Origin of the sequence: Brevundimonas diminuta ATCC 11568 (assembly GCF_000204035.1) — a bacterium.
GTDB classification, from domain to species: domain Bacteria; phylum Pseudomonadota; class Alphaproteobacteria; order Caulobacterales; family Caulobacteraceae; genus Brevundimonas; species Brevundimonas diminuta.
Genome location: NZ_GL883086.1, coordinates 686,405 through 703,872, shown reverse-complemented (window position 1 = coordinate 703,872; position 17,468 = coordinate 686,405). Strand labels below are relative to the sequence as shown.

The window sequence follows — 17,468 nt, the reverse complement described above, 5'->3', positions numbered from 1 at the left end:
CAGAACGGGGAGCGCCGCGCGCCGCGAGGGGCGAGCGGGCGGTCCCGGGCGCTCCAGGCCTTTTTCGTCGCCAACGCCGGTCGCGGCCTGGCGCCCTCCAGTGAAACCAGCGGCGTGCTTACCCCCAATCTCCGGACTGAGGAGCCCTGACCATGCATCCCTTCTTCCGCCCGCGCCGGGCCTTGACCTCGGCGCCCGAGGCCACGCCCTACCAGAGGGCCGGCCAGGTCTGGGACGACCGCATGGGGCTGTCCCTGGCCCACGCCCGCAACTGGCGCAGGATGGCCGTCGCCAACCTCGCCCTGGCCGTCTTCCTCGGCGCCGGCTGGTGGGTCCAGGCCGACCGGGCCGTGGTCAAACCCTTTGTGGTGGAGGTGTCCGACTGGGGCGAGACCCAGAGGATCACGGCCATCGGCGGACGCTACGAGCCGAACGACGCCCAGGTCGGCCACGCCCTGGCCGGATGGATCCGCGACGTGCGCTCCAAGAGCATTGATCCCATCGTGCTTCGCCAGAACTGGCTGCGGGCCTACGACCTGCTGACGCCGAAGGCGGCGTCCTTCCTCAACGCCTGGGCCCAGACTCGCGACCCCTTCGCCGAGGTCGGGCGCGAGGCCGTCAACGTCGAGGTCCTCAACGTCGTGCGGCGATCGGGCCGGACTTTCGACCTGCAGTGGCGCGAGACCCGGTTCATCAACGGCCAGTCGGCCGGGAGCGAACGATGGCGGGCCCTGATCACCACCGGCGTCCAGGCCCCGCGCAATGAGGCGGAGCTGATGAAGAACCCTCTCGGATTGAAAATTGAGGACGTGTCATGGACCCCCGACGCTTCATGATCCCGCTCGGCGCGGGACTGCTCGCCGCCTGGTCGCCCCTGCCGGACCCGGTCGAACCTGTGGCGGAGACAGCGCGGCCCTATGTCGAGGCGGCGCCCGGGCCGACCGTGCGAAGAGGCCGACGCGCCATAGCCGACGCCAATGTCGAGGCGCGCGCGGCCTCGCGTTCCGACCGGTTCGAGGGCGGGATCCAGGTCTTCGCCTGGTCGCCCGGACGGGTCTACGAGGTCTGGACCTCGCCGCTGCGGGTCACCACCCTCACCCTGGCGGAAGGCGAGACCCTGGTCGCCAAGGCGGCCGGAGACACGGTCCGCTGGCAGGTGGGAGAGGCGAGTTCCGGCGATGGGGTTGGCCGGCGAACCCATGTCCTGCTGAAGCCGCTGCAGCGCGGGCTGGAGACCAATTTGATCCTGACGACCGACCGGCGCGTCTATCTGATCGCGCTGAAGAGCGGGGCGCCCGAGGCCTTCAATCCGGCGATCGCCTGGGACACGCCGCCGGCGGTCGTTGCGTCTGATCCGATCGAGCCTGCGCCCATGCCGGAAGTTGGACCGGTGAGACCCGAGGGGCCGCTGAACGCTCGCTACGCGATCGAGGGGCGAAGAATCGCCTGGACGCCGACGGCCGTGTTCGACGACGGACGCCGCACCTTCATCGCCTTCGGGCCGGGCCTGGAGGCCGGGGAGGCGCCGGCCCTGTTCGTCATCGCCCCGGACGGACAGGCCCAGTACGTGAATTACAGGCAGTCTGGCGGCCTCTTCATCGCGGACCGGCTGTTCGATCGCGCCGAACTGCGGATCGGGGAGCGCCGACCGCAGATCGTGCGAATTCGGCGTCTCGGGGAGGCGCGGCCATGAACGATGTCCAGCCTCCCGGAGTCGGCCAGTCCGCAGCCGCTCCCAAGAGCCCGGCGCTGGAACTCGACGGCCGCGCGCCGCGTCCGGCCGTGGTCCGGCTGCGGTCGTCGATGGTGAAGCTGGTCATCGGGAGCGCCGGCCTGGTGCTCGCCGGGGCCCTGACCTGGGCCTTCGTGGTGCAGCCGGAGCTGCGCGAGGCGTCCCGCGCCCGCGTGGCGGGAGGCCGCGACGACGATGTCCGGCGCGCTGTGCGACCGGCCGAGCAGGTGACGGACCAGCCGGCCACATATGACCGTCTGCCGCCTCCGAGAGGTGAAGCAGCCGCCGAGCCGGTGGCGACCCATGTCCGTGGGCGCGATCGGAGGGAACCCGTAGCGGGCGGCTACAACGCGCCGACGCAGGGCCGGGGCGCTGGGCCCGATGCGCGGGACCTGGCCGTCCGCTCGGGCCTGATGTTCGAAACGGCCGGTGCGGATCGTCCTGCGCCCGTCGCCGCGGCATTGCAGCCGGTCTCGACGCGCACCGGAGATTTAGGGCGGGCGCCCGGGAGCGACGTCTACAACCGGCACGGCCTGACGGCCCCTATCTCGCCCTTCGAACTGAAGGCCGGGACCCTCATGCCGGCGGTCTTGCTGACGGGGGTGGATACCTCGCGGCCGGGGCCGGTGATCGCCGCCATGACCCAGAACCTTTACGACACAGTGGCCGGCCGGCACCTGCTGGCGCCCCAGGGCTCCCGGCTCATCGGGCGGCATGAAGGCGATAGCGCCTATGGCGACCGGCGCGCCTTCATCGTGTGGGAGCGGCTGATCCTGCCCAATGGCAAGAGCCTGGTGCTGGAGGCCGAGCCGGGCGTGGACGCGCGCGGCGCCGTCGGGGTGCAGGGGCGGGTCGACCGGCGTCTCGGCGCCCTGGTGATCGGGACCCTGTTCGCCGGGGCCGTCACCACCCTGGGACAGATGGCGCGCGACGAGGGCGTTCGTGGCGGGGGCTCCTTCCTCGGGGATGCCGGCGACGCCGCGGCGATCGAAGGGGCGCGGGTCGGCGGCCGCCTGATCGACCGGGAACTGGAGGTGCGGCCCGTGGTGCGCGTGCAGGCGGGCGAGCGCGTCCAGGTGATGATCACCCGCGACCTGATCCTGGAGCCTTACAGATGATCCGGACCTTCACGCCCCGCGGCTGGGCGGCTGTCCTGGTTGCGGTGACGGCCGTCCCGGGCCTCCCGGCGGCCGCCAGAGCGCTGCCGACACTCGTCCTTATCAATGAGACCCGGAGCCTTCCGCGAGGGCTCTACGTCCGGCGTCCCGGCGAAAACGTCCAGCGAGGCGCGACGGCGGCCTCCGTTCAGCCTGACAGCGCACGGGCCTACCTGGCGAGCTTGGGCGCTCCGCCCGACATGCTCCTGCTCAAACGGGTGGCGGCCGTGGACGGCGACGTGGTCTGCCGGGAGGGCGAGCGGGTGTTCACCCCGGCAGGCGAGGCGAGGGTGCTTGGGCAGGACAGGCGCGGGGCTGTCCTGTCGGCATGGGCAGGGTGCCGTCGGCTTGAGGCGGATGAGGTCTTCCTGCTGGGGGAGGCTGCAGAGAGTTTCGACAGCCGCTATTTCGGCCCGGTGAATCGCCGCGAACTCAGGGGCGTCTTCACGGCGGTGGCGACATGGTGAGGCTGGGCGCACTGACCCTTTCATTCGCGCTGGCCGGGACCGCTGGCGTCGTACAGGCGCAAAGCGTGGACTGGCGTGCGGCGGGGGGCGACATGTTCGGCGCGCCGACCGTCGTGATCCTTGAGACGGTCGATGAGGAGATCGTCCGCATTCCCGATCTGGATCCGCCCTATCGCGAGGCGATCGCGGCGGCGGCGGCCCGCCATGGACTGGACGCCAAGCTGCTCCACGCTCTCGTTTTGACAGAAAGCGCCTATCGGCCGAACGCTGTCTCCCCGGCCGGAGCGGCGGGCCTGACGCAACTCATGCCGGGGACAGCGCGGGACCTCGGCGTCGAGGATCGCTTCGACCCGGTTGAGAACCTGCGCGGCGGCGCGGACTACCTGGCGCGCCAGCTCAGGCGTTTTCAGGACGTCAGGCTGGCTCTGGCTGCGTTTAACGCCGGGCCGGCCAGAGTAGCCTCCCTCGGGCGCGTCCCTCGCATAAGGGAGACCGAACAGTACGTTGAATCTGTTATTGAATGCTATCTCGCCTTGAGCGCCGGCCGGGTCGTCACGAACTCACGCCAGTGCCGGCGGGAGGGCGCGCCATGATCCCTGACGTTTCCGGCGATGACGCCATGGTTCCGCAGGGCGACGATGATCTGTTGACCCGTGCGGAGGCCTCGGCCTTCCTCGCGCTCCTGGGCGTCCGGCTCAAGCCCGCCACCCTCGCGCGCCTCTGGTCGACGGCGTCCAACGGTCCGCCCTGCCGCCATATCCGCTCCAGGCCCTACTACCCGCGCGGACTGTTGCGGGACTGGGCGAAGGCGCAGATCACCGAGGTGCGGACCGGCGCGCCCCCGGCGGCCAGGAGCCGGGGCCGTGCGTGAGATCGGCGCCATTGATCACACGACGTTGGACGGACTGCTCGCGGATCCGGCGACGAGCTTCGCCCTCAAGGCTGTGATCGAGGCATGGGCTGAAAGGGATGGTCTGGATGCGGAGCATGACGCCCGTCTTCTCCATGCCGCCCTCGCCAGGGACGTCGACCATCGCCTGGGCCTGGCGCCGTGAACTTCCGGGTGGATGGAGAATTCATCGATTCAGGCGGACCGGAGGACCGGTTGCTGCCCTGGAGGCGTGTCCAGGACATCGCGGGCATCAGTCGGTCCACGGCCTGGCGGATGCAGCGGAACGGAGAATTTCCGACGCCCGTGACGGTTTCGCCGGGTAGGGTGGGGTGGTGGGAGAGCGAGCTGACGGCCTGGAAGGGCGCGCGGGGGACGACGAGGGCGCTGGTCCCGCCTTCGAGACCTCGGCTGCCCGGCATGCCGCGCCGGGCGCCCGGTCGTTCAGCGCCGGCGGCGTCGAATGGAGTCTGTGATCGACAAGAGAAGTCGGAGGTCTCGAAGGAGGCTACGAGACCGCCTGAACGAAAACGGCGCGCCCGCCCGATCCACGTCGATCAGATCGACTTCGGCTTTTAGGCGATCAGGCTTTGCCTTAAGAAGATGACGTGGGGGCGACCGACCTCGCCTTCACGGACAGTTCGGACCGTCTCTCGCCGAGCGGGCCGAACTGTCATTCCGTGATGCGCGACACTGTCAGGCTTCGGGCGATCCCTCGCAACATCATCATCGAACGACGCCGTGAAGAACGGCTCCGGCGGCCCCTATCACAGGGAGCGGGCGACATCGGCCAAGACAGTCTGGCTGGCCTTCAATGGGAAACTGACAGCAGAGTTGGACGAGTGTGTCTTCCTGAACCTAGGCCGCCGATAAGTTCAGCGCGGTTTAACCATCGGTCGCCACGCTAGTGGAGTTCGCTGCCGTCCTCAGGATTCACATTTCGCAAGCGTCCTGACCTCTCCTGAACCAGAAGTTCGACCGTTTCACCCTTGGCCAGGCGCGTTCTGGCCGTTCTGATGGCGGCATCAAGGGCGTCGACGCTGAAATCGAAACGGCCGGCTTCAAGTCCGGGGCATAGGACCTGCCATATCCCGCCGCGTTGCACGACAATGATGCGAGTGAGGTCAGGTGCGGCCGACATAGGGGCTCCCAGGAGACGCGCTGAACCATAGGAGGACGGTGCGCCCTCGAGCAAGACGGTTCTGATTTCGGCTTCCAGACTTCGGTCCGACAGTAGCCGGCTCCCTCAGCAGAAGTGCGGGGTTTGGTTGCAGCGAGTCTGCTCCGCCCTGCGGAACTTCGACGAATGGTCCGCGTTCCGTGGATTCCTCCCCCAGGTCGGGAGGGCCACGGTCCGACCATCACGCTTTTGGCCCCCCCTGTTGGCGCGCTGGTCGGACCGTTTCTATTCACTGCACATGTCGTTAAATCCGTGGGCGATATTGGCCTTGCGGTAGCGTGGGGTCTCGGGGTTTCCGGGCGGCGGAGGTGATGGCGATGGCGAAGTATGCACCCCTGGTGCGGTATCTGCGACGGCAGCGGACACCGGAAGTGACGCTGACCTTTCGTGATATCGAGAGGATTGTCGGAGGCTTTCTGCCAAAAGCGTCCTCTGACCTGGATTGGTGGCGGGCGGAGGCTGCTGCGTCAGCGCCGCCGCAGAAGCGCGCCTTTGCCGAGGCGGGTTTCACCGCCCAGCCAGAAATCAGGTCCGAGCGGGTTCTATTCGTTCGCGCTGCTTCGACGTCCCTGCATGGATCCCAGGCCGCCGGATGATATTGCGCCGTAGAGAAGCGTTTCGCAGCGCCTGAGCTTCGAGCCGTGACTTCAGGGGGCGTCAGGACGCGCCTGCATCGCCCATTGTTCACTTGAACCGGTCCAGACGTTCGCCGATCAGCTTGATGTTGGTCCTGGTCACGCCGTGGGCCTCGGCCAGGTCGGGCCAGTCGCGCACTGCTGCGCGCGTCTGGTCGATGATTTCGTTCACCCGCGTCTTCTTGAGCGCGGCCGTTTCGCCGAGCCGCCGCAAGTGATCGACGGTGGGATTCCGGCCTTCGCCCATCACCATCGTCGTCTGCTCGGCTCCGGGACCGGAGGAGAAGGTCAGGTCATAGGCAGGCGATAGTCGCCATTCGCCTTGCGCGTTCATGAGGAAGGTGAAGTTCTTGGCGTGATCGTCACGATTGTGGGCGATGACGTTGAAGGCGGCGAGGCGAAACATCTTCTCGACTTCGCGCACGTCGCGGGTCAGTCGCGCGGTCAACGCCACGAGGCCTTCGTAATCCAGCGAAGGAATCCGGTGGTCGGCGTGAAGCAGGCCCGAGGCCGTGTGGGCGTGCAGGCGCTTGTCGCCATCGCGATCAAAGCGACGGGTGGCGAAGTAGGCGGCGCCCCTGCCGGTCGTGAGGAGACGCGTTTCCATCATCTCGATGCCTGCGGCGAACGCCATGCGAGCGTAGGCGAATTCGATCGCTCCGGCGTCCTTGCCGTCATGGCTGTTGGGAAACTTGACCAGCCAGTGATCATAGCCGTCTGGGAGCGATCGTGCGCCGTGCAACGCCTCCCCGGAGACCGTATTGAAACCGATCATCGCTTTCGGACGCGCGCCCGCCGATGAGCCGTTGAGGGCGATGAGTTCGGTCAGAACGTCATCCGCCTGACCCTCGAGCACCTCCTGGGCCTGATCGGCGATCCGGTCGAGTTCTAGCGTCTGGGGGGGCGCCGCCTCTTCAGGCGTGAGGTCAGGCTCGTAAGTCAGGGCGCCCATGCCATGGGCGCCCACGTGCGCCAGCCTGTCGAGCGGGCTGAACTGTTCCGGAAGAAGGCCCTGGACGCGCAAGGCGCGATCGAACAGGAGGCGGCCCCAGCCATCGGGCAGACTGTCATTGAAAACGCCCGGCAGGCCTTCGAACAGGGCGGGATCAGCCGTCTGAAGGCCTGGTCGCAACGGCAGGCTGAGCGGTGAAATTTCGACGGCGTTCGCGATGAAGTCGGCGTCGTACTCGAAATAGATTCTGCGATCGCGCGCGGCCAATCGGCCCACGCGGATTGGGCCTTCGCCGAAGTCCAGACCAACGGCCACTGCGGGTACGGGTGAAAGGTTCATGTGCGCCATCCGTTCTTCCGGCTGGAGCGAGGATCACCCTTCAGGACCTCGTCAATCGAGGCAAACGTCAACGCTTCTGGTTTGGCCGCCTCGATGGTCGCCTCAAGGCCGCCGACAATGGACAGCAGCTTCACAAGAGCTTCGGTGGAGCCCAAGCCAGTACGCTCGAATTTACGCAGCGTCCCCAGAGGCACGCCGGATCGTGCAGAAAGACCAGCCTGGGTGAAGCCCATCGCAACGCGGCGCTCACGGATATTTCCGCCGAGTTTCTCAAGGGCGCGAGCAGGGGTGATAAGTGATATCATCAGAGCGATAATAGGGCAAAGTGCCAAATAATGATACCATTCTATCACTAATAGTTCTGGTGACGGCGCTCGCTAGGCGCGCGCCTTATCCTGCAGTTTGATGACCCGTTGCGGAGATCGATGATGAGGTCCCCGGACCGACGCCGCCGGGCGGGCTTGTCGTTTGCTTCTCCGCGTAGGCTAGGCCGCAACCTTCTTCGCCGCCCGCCGGTTTACAGGTTTGGTGATCAGTTTCGCTCCATTTCCAGGTCCGATCTGATCCAGCGTCGAGCCCATAGGCTCCGCAGGGAGGCCCGTCCCCCTTCGAGGTGGCGGGTCCTCTTCGTTTTTGGGCTGCGGCGGTCCTTGTCGGCGTGGTGCTGTCGGCGGCCCAAGGCCAAATGCGCGATAACGTTTATTGTTGCGTATCACTCGCATTTGCATTTATGCGACGGGGATTCCTCCAGGAGCCCCCATGTTCTTTTCGCCGCGTCTTCCGTCGGTCCGCCGCAACGGCCTTGTCGCCATGTCCGTTTTGCTCGCCGGAACGACGTTGGGATCAACCGCCGCCGCCCAGACGGCGCGACAGGCGCAGGGCGAGACGGCGAGCTCGGTTGAGGACGTGGTGGTCACGGCGGCCCGAACCATCCTGCCGGCCAGCGCCCTGCCGATGACGGTGGAGGTGATCGACCGAAAATCCCTGGCGGAACAGGTCGCCATCAGCGGCTCGGTGATTGATGCGGTTGCGACCCTGTCGCCGTCCTTTTCGCCGACGCGACAGAAGCTGACCGGTTCGGGCGAGAGCCTGCGCGGCCGCTCGCCGCTTTTCGCCATCAACGGCATTCCGCAGTCGACGCCGATCCGCGACGGTTCGCGTGACGGCTATACGATCGATCCCTTCTTCGTGGACCGGGTCGAGCTGATCTACGGCTCCAACGCCCTGCAGGGCATCGGCGCGACCGGCGGCGTGGTCAATCAGGTGACGGTCGGTGCCCCGACCGCGGACGGCCTCAGCGGCCGGATGCTGGCCCAGGTCTCCAGTTCGGGCGGGCCGGAAGGCGATGGGATCGGCGCCAAGCTAGGCGGTCTGGCCGCCTATCGTCACGGAGACTTCGACGGCGTGTTCGGCCTGGCTTACGACCAGCGCGGCGCCTTCTATGACGCGAACGGTCGCCGCGTCGGTGTCGATAACACCCAGGGCGAGGTGCAGGATTCCAAGGCCCTGTCCTTCTTCGGCCGCTTCGGTTGGGACCTGAACGATACGGTGCGCCTGGACCTGCTCGCCAATCGGTTCGAGCTGAAGGGCGACGGCGACTATGTGGTCCTGGCCGGCGATCGTCTCATCGGGCGTCCGGCCAGCAGCAAGCGCGGGCAGGTAGAAGGACAGCCTGCCGCGAACCGGGTTGAGACGGTGTCAGCCTCTCTGACCGACAGTGATCTGGCGGGCGGCGACTTTTCCGCCCAGGTCTTCTTCAACCGCACGCGCGACACCTTTGGAGGCGACCGCTCGGCCACCTTCCAGGACGCCAGCATTGCCCCCATCGGCACCCTGTTCGACCAGTCGTCGAACCGCTCGCGCAAGCTGGGCGCGCGCGCCAGTTACGAGCGGGCTGTGCCGGGCGTGCCGGGCCTGACCGCGACCCTGGGTCTGGACGCCATGAAGGACCGCACCGAGCAGTTGATGATCGCCACCAACCGCGCCTGGGTGCCGCCGACCGAGTTCCAGAGCGTGGCGCCCTTCGTCCAGGCCAATATGCGCCTGTTCGACGGCCGGGTGCGCCTGGCCGGCGGCGTGCGCCAGGAGAACGTCGAACTGTCGATCGACGACTTCACCACCCTGGCCTCCTACGGCTCGCGCCGGGTCACGGGGGGCAAGCCCAAGTTCGAGGCCACCCTGGTCAACGGCGGCGTGGTCTATGAACCGCTGGACGGCGTGCGCGCCTATGTCAGCTACGCCGAGGGCTACACCGTGCCCGACGTGGGCCGCATCCTGCGTTCGATCAACGTCGACGGGGTCACGGTCGAGGGCTTCCTCGACATCAGTCCGGTCGTCTCGGACAATCAGGAGATCGGGCTGGAGGTGAAGCGCGGTCCGTTCGAAGCCGGGGCGACCTACTTCTGGTCCTCGTCGGACCTGGGTCAGTTCCTCGTTCGCAACGCCGACGGCGTCTATGACGTCCAGCGCCAGGCCGTCGAGATCGAGGGGCTGGAGCTCAACCTGCGCGCCCGCACCCCGATCGAGGGGCTGACGGTTTCGACCGGCTACGCCCGCCTGCGCGGCCAGACCGACACCAACGACGACGGCCGGGTGGACCGGGACCTGGACGGCGCCAACATCTCGCCGGACCGCATCAACGCCGCCGCCGTCTACGCCAACGGCCCGCTGTCGGCGCGCCTGCAGGTCCAGGCCTATCTGGCGCGTGATTTCGAGGGCGGCGACGTGCGCAACAATTTCGAAGGCTACACCGTGGCGGACGCCTACCTGCGCTATGACTTCGCCTTCGGCGGGGTGTCGCTGGCGGTGCAGAACCTCTTCAACGAGGACTATGTGACCTATAGCTCCGACACCAGCAATCCGGCCGACAACCTGCGCTACTTCGCCGGTCGGGGCCGTTCCTTCACCCTCGGGTGGGACCGTCGCTTCTGATGCGTCTGGTTCGACTGGCGCATCGCTGGACCGGGGGGCTGATCGGCCTGCTGCTGTTCGTCCTGGGGCTGACCGGGACGGTCCTGGTGTTTAAGGACGACTGGCTGCGCCTGGTCGTACCCCACGCCGCAGAGGCGCGGGTTTCGGACCCAAGTGCTATTGGCGCGGCGCTGGATCAGGCGTTCGCGGCGCCGGACCGTCCGCGTTCGGTCATCCTGGCCTCTGATAGTCTGGGCGTCCTCCGACTGAACTATGAGGACAAGACGCGCGGCGCCTACGCCGCCCAGTCGGGCGCGGTCGTAGCGCGCTGGGAAAGCCTGTGGGCGCGGCCGGAGCTGTGGCTGTTCGACCTGCACCACTATCTGCTGATCGGCGACACGGGAAAAACCATCGCCGGGATCGCGGGCCTGGCGGGTCTGGGCTTTGTCGTCACCGGGGTGATCCTGTGGTGGCCCACGCGGCGCACCTTCGTCTTTGCGGTCATGCCGAGGGCGTGGAAGCGCCCAGGGATCGTCAAGCATCATCGCGACATGGGCGTGTGGAGCGCGCCGGTCCTGGCCGTCGTCCTGACGACCGGGGCGATCGTGGCCCTATCGCCCCTGTATGACGGATTGGCCCAGGCCTTGTCGCCGGGCGCCGACCTGAAGGCGGTCACGGCCCAGCCGGAACATGAAGGGGGGGTGTTGTCCGCCGATCTGGACTGGCCGGCTATGATGACGGCGGCCCAGGCCCGCTTCCCTGACGCCGAGGCGCGCATCGTCTCCCTGCCAACCAAACAGGGCGGTCTGATTGGCCTGCGGATGCGGCGGACGGCGGAATGGCTGCCCAACGGCCGGACCCAGGTCTGGTTCGATCCCGCCGATGGACGGATTGTCGGAACACGCGACGCCATGGGGCTGCCTCTTGGGCTGCGGGTCATTAACGCCCAGTACCCGATCCACGCCGCCAAGGTCGGGGGGCTGGCCTATCGACTTGTGGTCGCCGCCTCCGGGTTGGCGCTGACCCTGCTGGGATCGCTGGCGGTCTTCACCTTCTGGTCCAACCCGAGCGGACTGCCGAAACGGCGACGCCCAAGCCCAAGTGCGCGGCGTGTCTAAGAGGTTGGGGCGGGAAGAGGTTCGCCAGACTGACACGGGCAGAGGAGAGGATCCTACGGTGAGGGTCTATCTCGCTCGAAGCGACGGTCCGCCTCCAGGCGTTCAGCCAATGTCCGCTACTGGCGGATACTGTTGAAAAAGTCCGCGAGCCGGCCGTGATCGGCCTTTTCGGCTCGATCTGGAGCCGTCGCGGAAAACTAAGCGATTGATTTCATTGGGGCGGAATTTCGGGACCCGCCCGTGGTTTGCGCCGTTTCAGCGGTCGCCGGACTTTTTCAACGGTATCGGCGCTTTGCCGACCTAGGTGGCGGGCGACGGACAAAGATCGTCCGAGTGACGGGATGGGGCCCGCGCGGTCGTGGGTTCAGGGAAACCCGAGAATGGGTGAAGCTCGTGCGAGAATGAGTCGGAGACGGATGATGGCGAAGCGGACCGGGCGACTAGCAGGTTTCGAAGTCTATCGCGGCAAGGGCCGGCGCGCGCGTCGCGTGGGCGTCGCCAAGGGGGGGATTCTGTTCAATCTCTATATGACCTGGCTTCGTCGAGGCGAAGGCGTGGGGGCGAAGCCATCTGGCATGATCAAGCGGAGAGCGGCGCGGCCTCAAGGTCTTTGAAACACCATGGCGCCACCTGAACAGCCGTGAAAAGGTGGGATTCAGGCATAGAGTTTTTGATGGGTGGTTTGATGGGTGAGGCCCCCGAGTGGGGAAAAGTTCAATGAAATCAAGGCCGGTGGCGGACAGGGTGGGATTCGAACCCACGGTAGGCTTCCACCTACGGCGGTTTTCAAGACCGCTGCCTTAAACCACTCGGCCACCTGTCCCACGCGAGTCGGCTCGCGTTCGCCTGTGCATAGCGGCAAGGCGGGCGTGACCCAAGCGGAAAGCGTCAGGCGCGGCCGGCCTTCGACACTGCGCCTGATCGCGTGACCAGCCAGATGCCGGCGCAGACCAGAACCAGTGCGATCAGATAGCTCCAGCGCAACACGGATTCTCCCAGGAAAAGCGCCGACAGCGACACGCCGAAAACCGGGATCAGGAAGTTGAAGGCGGCGATCATTCCCACGGGGTTATGCTTCAAAAGCAGGCTCCACACCGCAAAGGCGACTGAGGACAGCAGAGCCAGGTAAAGCAGCAGGGCTCCGGACGTCAGGTCGAAGCCTTGCAGTTCTCCGTCCATCCCCATGCCTGCGGCTGTCAGAATCAGGCCGCCGACAAACAACTGCCAGCCGGTCATCACCATGGGGTCGAGGCTGCGCGACAGCCGTTTGCCGTAGATGGAGGCCGCCGCCAGGATGAAAGCCGCGATCACGATGAAACCTTCGCCCAACAGAGTGAAGTCGAAGCCGAGCGCGCCGCCGCCCAGGTTGACCACGACCACGCCCATGAAGCCGATCAGGCAGCCCAGCGCCTTGCGGCCGCTCAGACGGTCGTCCGCATAGATGAAATGAGCCAAAACGACGCTGAAGAAGACGCTGGTCGCGTTCATGATCGAGGATTTGACGCCTGATGCATGGGCCAGGCCGATATAGAAGAAGACGTATTGGATGGCCGTCTGGGTCAGCCCAAGCAGGGCGACCTGTCCCGCCTGACGACGGCTCATCGCCAGAACAGGCTTCTTCATCGCCATGGCGACGATCAGCAGGATCGCCCCCGCCAAAGCGAAACGCCACCCTGCAAACAGCAGCTGACTGGCGATGTCGGTCGGCGCGACCTTTAGCAGGGCGTAACCGCTTTTTACGGCCGGAAAGGCGCTGCCCCACAGCGCACAGCATAGGGTGGCGAGAAGGAAGACCCCAGTGCGGGTCTTGTACAGGGAGGGGGTCAAGGCGCTCGGTTCTGACGTTCAGCCGGGGAGGGGCTTTGCCGCAAGGCCATACGCGCAAACGGGACGTTAACCAAACCGGAAACCTCCGCCGTTAATTTCGGCCAAATCGATAGTCGGTCGGAGTAAAAGCAACATGTGGGCGAGACTGCTGAAGGGCGCGATGATCGCCGCCGCCTTCTCGACCCTGGCGGCGTGCGCCAGCTTGGGCGGTAAGGGCGATGCGCCGATCGGCGCGCCCGTCGTGACCGATCCGGCTCCGATCGTTTCGGGCACCATGCGCCCCTATCAGATCCGCGGTCGCTGGTACCATCCGAAGGAGCAGCCCAACTATGACGAGGTAGGGCAGGCGTCTTGGTACGGCAGTTATCATCACGGGCGTTCAACCTCGACCGGCGAACGGTTCGACATGAACGGCCTGACCGCCGCTCATAAGACCTTGCCCTTGCCCAGCCTGGTCGAGGTGACGAACCGCGCCAATGGGCGCCGGGTCATACTGCGCGTCAATGACCGAGGGCCGTTTGTCGATGGACGCATCATCGATCTGTCGCGCGGAGCCGCCGAGGAACTGGGCCTCCTGCAGCAAGGCGTGGGGGACGTGCGCGTCCGTTATGTCGGCCCTGCGCCGCGACAGGGCGGGGGAACGGCCCTCCGCCGAGCAGAAGCCGACAGCGCGCGCCAGCCCCAAGCAACTCAGGTTCAGACGCAGTCCCAGGGGCCGCGCCCCTATTACGAGAACACAGCGGTCCCGTCCCAGCCCGCCCCGCAGCCCGTCTACACAGCAGCGCAACCGGCTGCCTCGAACGCCTATTGGGTCCAGGCCGGCGCCTATTCTGATCGACGCGGCGCAGACCAGGTCGCGCGGCGCCTCGGCGACAAGGCCGTGGTGCAGAACATCGACAGGAACGGACGGCCGTTGTTCCGTGTCGTGGTTGGTCCGTGGCCCAATGCTGGGGCTGCCGAACGCGCTCGTCAGGCCGTTATGGCGCGCGGCTTTGACGATGCCTTGTTGATAGGCGGCTGAACGGGCTTGCTTCCCGCGCCTCGCTCGCCATTGTGCGCGGGTGCAGCGAGGCAGATTCATCACTTTCGAAGGCGGCGAGGGCGCCGGCAAGACGACCCAGGCGCGCCTGCTGGTTGAACGCTTGCGCGCGCGCGGCCTCGACGTACTCCAGACGCGCGAACCCGGCGGATCGCCGGGGGCTGAGGAGATCCGCAACATCGCCGTGTCGGGCGAGGCGGATCGCTGGTCGGCGCGCACCGAGACCCTGCTGATGTATGCGGCGCGGTCGGACCATCTGGAGCGGACTATTCTGCCCGCGCTTGAGGCCGGGCGCTGGGTGGTCTGTGACCGTTTCGCTGATTCCAGCCGCGTCTACCAAGGCGCTGGCGGGGGGACGCCGGAAAGCCTGATCGAAGCGCTGGACGACGCCGTGGTCAACGGCGACCAGCCGGACCTGACCCTGGTGTTCGACCTGCCGGTCGAGGTCGGATTGGATCGGGCCTTCGGGCGCGGCCTGTTCGAGACCCGGTTCGAATCCAAGGGCCTGGCCTTCCATCAGAAACTGCGCGACGGCTTCCTCAAGGTGGCCGAACGTCACCCTGAACGCTGCGTCGTCCTTGATGCGACGGGCGAGGTCGATGAGGTCTCGGCCCGGCTGTGGGCCGTGGTGGAGGAGCGGCTGCTTTGAGCGAGCATCCGCGCGACCGCTTCGACCTGATCGCCGACATCCAGGCCGAGGAAGCTTTTCTGGACGCGCTGAATCGAGGACGGCTGCACCACGCCTGGCTGTTGTGCGGGGTCGAGGGATCAGGCAAGGCCAGCTTCGCCTATCGCGCCGCCCGTCGACTTCTGGGCGCCGCGCCGGACCCGTCGCGCGGGCCGCTGGGCGCCGCGCCGCATGACCCTGTCAGTCGTCTGGTGTCCGCCCAGGCTCACCCGGATCTGCTAGTGCTGGAGCGCGCAGTCGAGGGCGGCAAGCTGAAGCGCGCCATCTCCGTCGATCAGGCTCGCGACCTGCCGGAATTCTTCGCCAAGAGCCCATCTCAGGCCCGGCACCGCGTCGCCATCATTGATGCGGCGGACGATCTGAATATCAACGCCGCCAACGCCTTGCTTAAAATTCTTGAGGAACCGCCTGAAAGCGGCGTGCTCTTCCTGGTCACCCATGCGCCGGGCCGTTTGTTGGCCACCATCCGCTCTCGCTGTCGGCGGCTGACCTTCCCGGTTTGGCCTGAGGCGCGTCTGGCCGATCTGGTGCGTCAACGCACCGGCGTGTCCGAAGATGAAGCCTTGGCCGCAGCAGCCATGGCTGGCGGCTCGCCCGGCGCGGCTCTGGAGCTGGCGTCGGGCGCCATGACCGAGGTCGACCGTCTCGCTCGCGCCTGGGTTGATGGACCAGAGATTGATCGCGCGGAACAACTGGCCATCGCCGACGGCTTCCGCGGCGCGGAAGGGCAGGCGCGGTTCGAGGCCCTGATGGATCGCCTGATCGCAGCGGTGAAACGGCGGGCCGTCGAGTCTGGCGGCCGCGAAGGCGCACGCTGGGCCGAGCTTTGGGGGCGGCTGTCCGACCTGCCCGATCGCGCCATCGGGCTGAATCTTGATAAGGGAGACGTCCTGGCCGGAGCCTTGGCCGACATCGCCCGCACGAAAGCCGCCGCCTGATATGCTCATCGACAGTCACGTCAACCTGCACGCCCCCCAGTTCGACGAGGATCGCGAGGCGGTGATCGACCGTGCGCGCCAGGCGGGCGTGCGGCTGATGGTCGAGATTTCCGACAAGCTGTCGACCTTCGAGGCGACGCACGCCCTGGCGATGAACAACGCCGACATCTGGTGCACGGTCGGCGTCCATCCGCACGAGGCCAAGGACTATGCCGACCTGACCGTGGACCGTTTGGTTGAACTGGCGGATCGCCCGCGCGTCATCGGCATCGGCGAATGCGGCCTGGACTTCCACTATGACCTCAGCCCGCGCGATGTTCAGGCGACGGTCTTCCGCCAGCACATCGAGGCGGCGCGCCGCACGGGCCTGCCTCTGGTGATCCACACGCGCGAAGCCGATGAGGTCATGGCCGATATCCTGCGGGAAGAACACCGCCGCGCGCCGTTCAAATTCCTGATGCACTGCTATACTAGCGGCCTGGAACTAGCTGAAACTGCGATGGAACTCGGCGCCTGGTTCTCGGTTTCAGGCATCGCCACCTTCAAGGCGGCCGAGGAGGTGAGGGAGGTCATCCGTCGGATGCCTGAAGATCGCATCATCGTTGAAACCGACTGCCCCTATCTGGCGCCCATCCCACATCGCGGCCGCCGGAATGAACCCGCCTATGTCGGTCTGGTGCTGGAAAGACTGGCCGAGATACGCGGTTGGACGCCTGAACAAGCCGATGAGCTGACGACTGACGCCTTCTTCAACCTGTTCGATCGCATTCCCAGGCCCGCCGAATGAGCGGGCAGGGCGAGTTGGAAATCGTCATTCTCGGCTGCGGCTCGTCCGGCGGCGTGCCTCGCGGCGACGGCGACTGGGGCGACTGCGACCCGTCCGAACCACGCAATCGGCGCACCCGTTGCTCCATGTTGGCGCGCCGACACGGCCCGGATGGCGTGACCAGCGTGGTGATCGACACCTCGCCCGACTTCCGCCAGCAGATGCTGGCCGCCGAGGTCCGCCATGTCGACGCGGTTCTCTACACCCACGACCATGCGGATCAGACACATGGCATCGACGACCTTCGCGTCTTCGCCGCCCACGCGCGTCGACGCATTCCCGCCTGGATGGATGCGGCCACTCACCACGCCCTGACGCGGCGCTTCGACTACATCTTTGAGAGCCACCACGGCTACCCGGCTATCGTCGAGGCTCATCGCCTCCCGCCGCACGGCCAGTCATGGGAAGTGAAGGGGCCCGGCGGCCCGATCCCCGTCATGACTTTCGACCAAATGCATGGACCGATCCGCTCGGTCGGATACCGCTTGGGATCCGTCGCCTATTCAAGCGACGTCTCAGACCTGGACGACGCGGCTCTGGAAGCCGTGAGCGGCGCTCAGCTGTGGATCATCGACGCGCTGCGCTACACGCCGCATCCAACCCATGCTCACGTCGATCTAGCCTTGGAGTGGATCGCGCGCACAGAGGTTTCCAAAGCCGTGCTGACTAACCTTCACATAGATTTGGATTACAGTACCTTGTCACGCTCTTTGCCTTCAAACGTTGAAGTGGCGTTTGATGGTTGGCGAGGCGTTTTCGACCTCTAAACGC

Annotated in this window: 20 protein-coding genes and 1 tRNA gene; 16 read left to right on the top strand and 5 right to left on the bottom strand. The window is 66.5% G+C overall.

What is annotated here, in order from left to right; all coding sequences use genetic code 11:
* Positions 1-152 precede the first annotated feature (152 nt).
* The 8 genes from trbF to BDIM_RS17130 are packed head-to-tail and all read left to right on the top strand — an operon-like array spanning position 153 to position 4,824.
* Positions 153-836 (top strand): conjugal transfer protein TrbF, encoded by a 684-nt coding sequence (gene trbF, locus BDIM_RS07200; RefSeq protein WP_050796649.1) that lies wholly within the window; start codon positions 153-155, stop codon positions 834-836.
* Positions 815-1,693, top strand: a complete 879-nt coding sequence (gene trbG / locus BDIM_RS07195; RefSeq protein WP_115616102.1) for a P-type conjugative transfer protein TrbG — start codon at positions 815-817, stop codon at positions 1,691-1,693. The genes trbF and trbG overlap by 22 nt, the downstream gene beginning before the upstream one ends.
* A complete protein-coding gene (locus BDIM_RS16840; protein WP_050796647.1) occupies positions 1,690-2,850 on the top strand; it encodes a TrbI/VirB10 family protein in 1,161 nt (386 codons plus the stop codon). The genes trbG and BDIM_RS16840 overlap by 4 nt, the downstream gene beginning before the upstream one ends.
* The gene (locus tag BDIM_RS17135; protein ID WP_081461856.1) at positions 2,847-3,356 is read left to right on the top strand and encodes a S26 family signal peptidase; all 510 of its coding nucleotides are present in this window, start codon (positions 2,847-2,849) and stop codon (positions 3,354-3,356) included. The genes BDIM_RS16840 and BDIM_RS17135 overlap by 4 nt, the downstream gene beginning before the upstream one ends.
* On the top strand, positions 3,350-3,949 hold the full coding sequence (locus BDIM_RS07180) for a lytic transglycosylase domain-containing protein (RefSeq protein ID WP_040345370.1): 600 nt from the start codon (positions 3,350-3,352) through the stop codon (positions 3,947-3,949). Before BDIM_RS17135 ends, BDIM_RS07180 begins: the two co-directional genes overlap by 7 nt.
* A complete protein-coding gene (locus BDIM_RS07175) occupies positions 3,946-4,227 on the top strand; it encodes a hypothetical protein (RefSeq protein WP_115616103.1) in 282 nt (93 codons plus the stop codon). Before BDIM_RS07180 ends, BDIM_RS07175 begins: the two co-directional genes overlap by 4 nt.
* Positions 4,220-4,411, top strand: a complete 192-nt coding sequence (locus BDIM_RS07170) for a hypothetical protein (protein WP_003164900.1) — start codon at positions 4,220-4,222, stop codon at positions 4,409-4,411. The genes BDIM_RS07175 and BDIM_RS07170 overlap by 8 nt, the downstream gene beginning before the upstream one ends.
* Positions 4,408-4,824 (top strand): helix-turn-helix transcriptional regulator, encoded by a 417-nt coding sequence (locus BDIM_RS17130; RefSeq protein WP_081461855.1) that lies wholly within the window; start codon positions 4,408-4,410, stop codon positions 4,822-4,824. Before BDIM_RS07170 ends, BDIM_RS17130 begins: the two co-directional genes overlap by 4 nt.
* A 325-nt stretch (positions 4,825-5,149) precedes the next feature.
* Here the strand turns inward: BDIM_RS17130 and BDIM_RS07165 are convergent, their stop codons facing one another.
* A complete protein-coding gene (locus BDIM_RS07165; protein WP_040345367.1) occupies positions 5,150-5,386 on the bottom strand; it encodes a hypothetical protein in 237 nt (78 codons plus the stop codon).
* A 350-nt stretch (positions 5,387-5,736) separates the two neighbouring features.
* Here BDIM_RS07165 and BDIM_RS18685 point away from each other — a divergent pair, with 350 nt between their 5' ends.
* The gene (locus tag BDIM_RS18685; RefSeq protein WP_223850720.1) at positions 5,737-6,021 is read left to right on the top strand and encodes a DUF7662 domain-containing protein; all 285 of its coding nucleotides are present in this window, start codon (positions 5,737-5,739) and stop codon (positions 6,019-6,021) included.
* Between the two features lie 88 nt (positions 6,022-6,109).
* Here BDIM_RS18685 and BDIM_RS07160 read toward each other — a convergent pair whose 3' ends face one another.
* Both BDIM_RS07160 and BDIM_RS07155 read right to left on the bottom strand, forming a co-directional pair.
* Positions 6,110-7,351 (bottom strand): type II toxin-antitoxin system HipA family toxin, encoded by a 1,242-nt coding sequence (locus tag BDIM_RS07160; protein ID WP_040346661.1) that lies wholly within the window; start codon positions 7,349-7,351, stop codon positions 6,110-6,112.
* Positions 7,348-7,704, bottom strand: a complete 357-nt coding sequence (locus BDIM_RS07155) for a helix-turn-helix domain-containing protein (protein WP_248601207.1) — start codon at positions 7,702-7,704, stop codon at positions 7,348-7,350. Before BDIM_RS07155 ends, BDIM_RS07160 begins: the two co-directional genes overlap by 4 nt.
* A gap of 406 nt (positions 7,705-8,110) precedes the next feature.
* Here BDIM_RS07155 and BDIM_RS07150 point away from each other — a divergent pair, with 406 nt between their 5' ends.
* Positions 8,111-10,282: a TonB-dependent receptor gene (locus BDIM_RS07150; RefSeq protein ID WP_003164893.1), complete on the top strand. Its 2,172-nt coding sequence runs from the start codon at positions 8,111-8,113 to the stop codon at positions 10,280-10,282.
* The gene (locus BDIM_RS07145; RefSeq protein WP_003164892.1) at positions 10,282-11,379 is read left to right on the top strand and encodes a PepSY-associated TM helix domain-containing protein; all 1,098 of its coding nucleotides are present in this window, start codon (positions 10,282-10,284) and stop codon (positions 11,377-11,379) included. Before BDIM_RS07150 ends, BDIM_RS07145 begins: the two co-directional genes overlap by 1 nt.
* 733 nt (positions 11,380-12,112) lie before the next feature.
* On the opposite strand, the gene BDIM_RS07140 is transcribed toward BDIM_RS07145, so the two are convergent.
* A tRNA-Ser gene (locus BDIM_RS07140) sits at positions 12,113-12,202 on the bottom strand.
* 65 nt (positions 12,203-12,267) lie between these two features.
* A complete protein-coding gene (locus tag BDIM_RS07135) occupies positions 12,268-13,206 on the bottom strand; it encodes a DMT family transporter (RefSeq protein ID WP_003164890.1) in 939 nt (312 codons plus the stop codon).
* Positions 13,207-13,339: 133 nt separating this feature from the next.
* On the opposite strand from BDIM_RS07135, the gene BDIM_RS07130 reads away from it, so the two are divergent.
* From BDIM_RS07130 to BDIM_RS07110, 5 genes are read left to right on the top strand one after another with little or no spacing between them, the layout of a single operon-like run.
* On the top strand, positions 13,340-14,227 hold the full coding sequence (locus tag BDIM_RS07130; RefSeq protein WP_003164889.1) for a septal ring lytic transglycosylase RlpA family protein: 888 nt from the start codon (positions 13,340-13,342) through the stop codon (positions 14,225-14,227).
* Between the two features lie 40 nt (positions 14,228-14,267).
* On the top strand, positions 14,268-14,894 hold the full coding sequence (gene tmk / locus BDIM_RS07125; RefSeq protein ID WP_003164888.1) for a dTMP kinase: 627 nt from the start codon (positions 14,268-14,270) through the stop codon (positions 14,892-14,894).
* On the top strand, positions 14,891-15,871 hold the full coding sequence (locus tag BDIM_RS07120; RefSeq protein ID WP_003164887.1) for a DNA polymerase III subunit delta': 981 nt from the start codon (positions 14,891-14,893) through the stop codon (positions 15,869-15,871). The genes tmk and BDIM_RS07120 overlap by 4 nt, the downstream gene beginning before the upstream one ends.
* A 1-nt stretch (position 15,872) precedes the next feature.
* Complete coding sequence (locus tag BDIM_RS07115; RefSeq protein ID WP_003164886.1) at positions 15,873-16,658, top strand: TatD family hydrolase; 786 nt, start codon at positions 15,873-15,875, stop codon at positions 16,656-16,658.
* Positions 16,655-17,464: an MBL fold metallo-hydrolase gene (locus tag BDIM_RS07110; RefSeq protein ID WP_003164885.1), complete on the top strand. Its 810-nt coding sequence runs from the start codon at positions 16,655-16,657 to the stop codon at positions 17,462-17,464. The genes BDIM_RS07115 and BDIM_RS07110 overlap by 4 nt, the downstream gene beginning before the upstream one ends.
* The last annotated feature ends 4 nt before the right edge of the window (positions 17,465-17,468 follow it).